The organism is Streptomyces sp. NPDC059853 (assembly GCF_042731495.1).
Classification (GTDB): domain Bacteria; phylum Actinomycetota; class Actinomycetes; order Streptomycetales; family Streptomycetaceae; genus Streptomyces.
The window spans coordinates 1-3,599 of sequence record NZ_JBHWJL010000410.1; the positions used below are offsets into that span (position 1 = coordinate 1).

Annotated in this window: 4 protein-coding genes; all 4 read left to right on the plus strand. The window is 72.4% G+C overall.

The genetic code is table 11. The features are described from left to right. Positions 1-192 (plus strand): adenosylcobinamide-GDP ribazoletransferase (locus tag ACFV5N_RS25865; RefSeq protein ID WP_385604376.1); only part of this gene is annotated, 192 nt, incomplete at its 5' end. Positions 193-254: 62 nt separating this feature from the next. Beyond that, positions 255-1,775 carry a leucyl aminopeptidase gene (locus tag ACFV5N_RS25870; protein ID WP_385604379.1) on the plus strand — a complete coding sequence of 507 codons (1,521 nt, stop codon included), beginning with the start codon at positions 255-257 and terminating at the stop codon, positions 1,773-1,775. 227 nt (positions 1,776-2,002) lie between these two features. Continuing rightward, positions 2,003-3,391, plus strand: a complete 1,389-nt coding sequence (gene lpdA / locus ACFV5N_RS25875) for a dihydrolipoyl dehydrogenase (RefSeq protein WP_346069509.1) — start codon at positions 2,003-2,005, stop codon at positions 3,389-3,391. A gap of 66 nt (positions 3,392-3,457) precedes the next feature. Further along, the coding region (locus ACFV5N_RS25880; protein WP_385604381.1) for a biotin/lipoyl-containing protein at positions 3,458-3,599 on the plus strand (142 nt) is incomplete at its 3' end.

Below are 3,599 nucleotides of genomic sequence, written 5' to 3' on the forward strand. Positions count from 1 at the left end.
GCGGCGGTGCCGGCCACCCTCCTGGCCGGGCCGGTGGGCGGCGGTGCGGCCGTGCTGGGACTCGCCGCCGCCGAGGTGCTGCTGGCCCGCTGCCGGCGGCGGCTGGGCGGGGTGACGGGTGATGTGCTGGGCGCGCTGGCCGAGACCGCGGGCACCACGGCGCTGCTGGTGGCCACCCTGGGCACCGGCTGACGGCCGCCCCGCGTACCCTGGCCCGGCGGCTTCGACCTACGACGAAACGGAATAACTGCACCGTGACAGCTCTGACCCTCAGCAAGACCTCCGCGACCGAGGTGAGCGCGGATGCCCTGGTCATCGGCATCGTGAAGGGTGAGGACGGCCCCGTGCCGGCGCCCGGCGCGGCGGCCCCGTCCGCGCTGCTCACCGAGGCGGCCGGCGTGCTGGCCACGCTCGGTGCCAAGGGCGGCAAGGAGGAGATCACCAAGCTGCCCGCGCCCGCCGGTTCCGGCGCCCCGCTGCTGGTCGCGGTCGGGCTCGGTACCGCGCCCGCGGACGGCGAGGGCTTCCCCGCCGAGACGCTGCGGCGGGCCGCGGGCGCCGCCGCCCGCGCGCTGGCGGGTACGGAGCACGCGGCGTTCGCGCTGCCCGCCGGGGACGCGGAGCGGGTCGCGGCGGTCGCGGAGGGCGCGCTGCTGGGCGCGTACGACTTCACCGCGTTCCGCAAGACGGGTGAGGACGACCGGGGTCCGCTGGCGCGGGTCACGGTGCTCTCCGCCGGTGCCGAGGAGGCGGACCACCGGGCGGCCGCCGCCCGCGCCGAGGTGCTGGCCGCCGAGGTGGCGCGTACCCGCGACCTGGTGAACACCCCGCCGAACGCCCTCACCCCGGCCGACTTCGCCGCGCATGTCACCGAGGCGGCGGCCGAGCACGGCCTGACGGTGGAGGTGCTGGACGAGGCGGCGCTGCGCGAGGGCGGCTTCGGCGGCATCCTTGGGGTCGGCGCCGGTTCGCAGGCGCCGCCGCGGCTGGTGCGGGTGGCGCACACCCACCCGGAGGCGGACCGGACGATCGCGCTGGTCGGCAAGGGCATCACCTATGACTCGGGCGGCATTTCGCTGAAGCCGGCCGGGCACAACGAGACGATGAAGTGCGACATGGCCGGCGCCGCCGCCGTCCTGTCGGCGACCGTCGCCGCCGCCCGGCTGGGGCTGAAGGTCAATGTGACGGGCTGGCTGGCGCTGGCCGAGAACATGCCGTCGGGCTCGGCGACCCGTCCGGGTGACGTGCTGCGGATGTACGGCGGTACCACCGTGGAGGTGCTGAACACCGACGCCGAGGGCCGGCTGGTGCTGGCCGACGCGCTGGTGCGGGCGGGCGAGGAGTCGCCGGACGCGATCGTGGACGTGGCCACGCTGACCGGCGCGATGATGCTGGCGCTGGGCAAGCGGATCTTCGGGGTGATGGGCAACGACGACGCGTTCCGGGCGCTGGTGGCGGAGAGCGCCGAGCGGGCCGGGGAGCCGGCGTGGGAGATGCCGCTGCCGGCCGAGCTGGCGGAGGGGCTGAGCGCCACCGTCATCGCGGATCTGAAGAACATGGGTGAGCGGATGGGCGGCGGTCTGGTGGCCGGGCTCTTCCTGAAGGAGTTCGTGCCGGCCGGCACCCCGTGGGCGCATCTGGACATCGCGGGCCCGGCGTTCAACGAGGGCGGCGCGTTCGGTTACACCCCCAAGGGCGGCACCGGGACCGCGGTGCGGACCCTGCTGGCGCTCGCCGAGCGGGCGGCGGCCGGCGAACTGGCCGCACGCGGCTGACGGCCCGCCCCGACGTGACGCGCGTCACGGTGGTCCCGGCCCTGTCCGGCCCGGCGTCTCACTTGTCGCCGACAAGTGCGAAGATGTTGTTCCGGCAGGACAGGGCCGGGCTCAACCAACCGGGGCGAGCCACATCGAGCCGCGCATCACACCACGCGGCGTACATACACCGCCGGCCGGTCGATGTGGACCGGTACCGGTGAACCCCATGCTTGGAGGAACGTGACGTGGCGAACGACGCCAGCACCGTTTTCGACCTGGTGATTCTCGGTGGCGGCAGCGGTGGTTACGCCGCGGCCCTGCGTGCTTCGCAGCTGGGCCTGGACGTCGCCCTGATCGAGAAGAACAAGCTGGGCGGCACCTGTCTGCACAACGGCTGCATCCCCACCAAGGCCCTGCTGCACGCCGGTGAGGTAGCCGATGCCGCCCGGGACGCGTCCGAGTTCGGCGTGAAGGCCAGCTTCGACGGTATCGACATCGCCGGGGTGCACAAGTACAAGGACGGGGTGATCGCCGGGCTCTACAAGGGGCTCCAGGGTCTGGTCGCCTCGCGCAAGATCACCTACGTGGAGGGCGAGGGCCGGCTGTCGTCGGCCACCTCCGTGGACGTGAACGGCCAGCGGTACGTGGGCCGGCACATCGTGCTGGCCACCGGTTCCACCCCCAAGTCCCTGCCGGGGCTGACCATCGACGGCGACCGGGTGATCTCCTCGGACCACGCGCTGGTCCTGGACCGGGTGCCGAAGTCGGCGATCGTGCTGGGCGGCGGTGTCATCGGCGTCGAGTTCGCGTCGGCGTGGAAGTCGTTCGGCACCGACGTCACGATCATCGAGGGCCTGCCGCACCTGGTGCCGGCGGAGGACGAGAACAGCTCGAAGCTGCTGGAGCGTGCGTTCCGCAAGCGCGGGATAAAGTTCTCGCTCGGTTCCTTCTTCAAGGGCGTGGAGTACACCGCCGACGGGGTGCGGGTCACCCTGGACAACGGCAAGACGTACGACGCGGAGCTGCTGCTCGTCGCGATCGGGCGCGGCCCGGTCTCGCAGGGGCTCGGGTACGAGGAGGCCGGGGTCGCCATGGAGCGCGGCCACGTGCTGGTGGACGAGTACTGCCGCACCAACGTGCCGACCATCTCGGCGGTCGGTGACCTCATCCCCACGCTCCAGCTGGCGCACGTCGGCTTCGCCGAGGGCATCCTGGTCGCCGAGCGGCTGGCGGGTCTGTCGCCGGTGCCGATCGACTACGACGGTGTGCCCCGGGTGACCTACTGCCACCCCGAGGTCGCCTCGGTGGGCATCAGCGAGGCGAAGGCCAAGGAGCGGTACGGCGCCGACCAGGTCGTCACCCTGAAGTACAACCTGGCCGGCAACGGCAAGAGCAAGATCCTGAAGACCGCGGGCGAGATCAAGCTCGTGCAGGTCCGTGATGGTGCCGTCGTCGGCGTCCACATGGTCGGCGACCGGCTCGGCGAGCAGGTCGGCGAGGCTCAGCTCATCTACAACTGGGAGGCGCTGCCCGCCGAGGTCGCGCAGCTCATCCACGCGCACCCGACGCAGAACGAGGCGCTCGGCGAGGCCCACCTGGCCCTGGCCGGCAAGCCGCTGCACTCCCACGACTGAACCCAGGCCGCGTTGCCAACCAGAGCGCGCAACCATCCGCACTTCTCGTAAGGAGCAACAGAAACCATGCCGGTTTCCGTAACCCTTCCGGCGCTCGGCGAGAGCGTGACCGAGGGCACCGTCACCCGCTGGCTGAAGGCCGAGGGCGAGCGTGTCGAGGCCGACGAGCCGCTGCTCGAGGTCTCCACCGACAAGGTGGACACCGAGA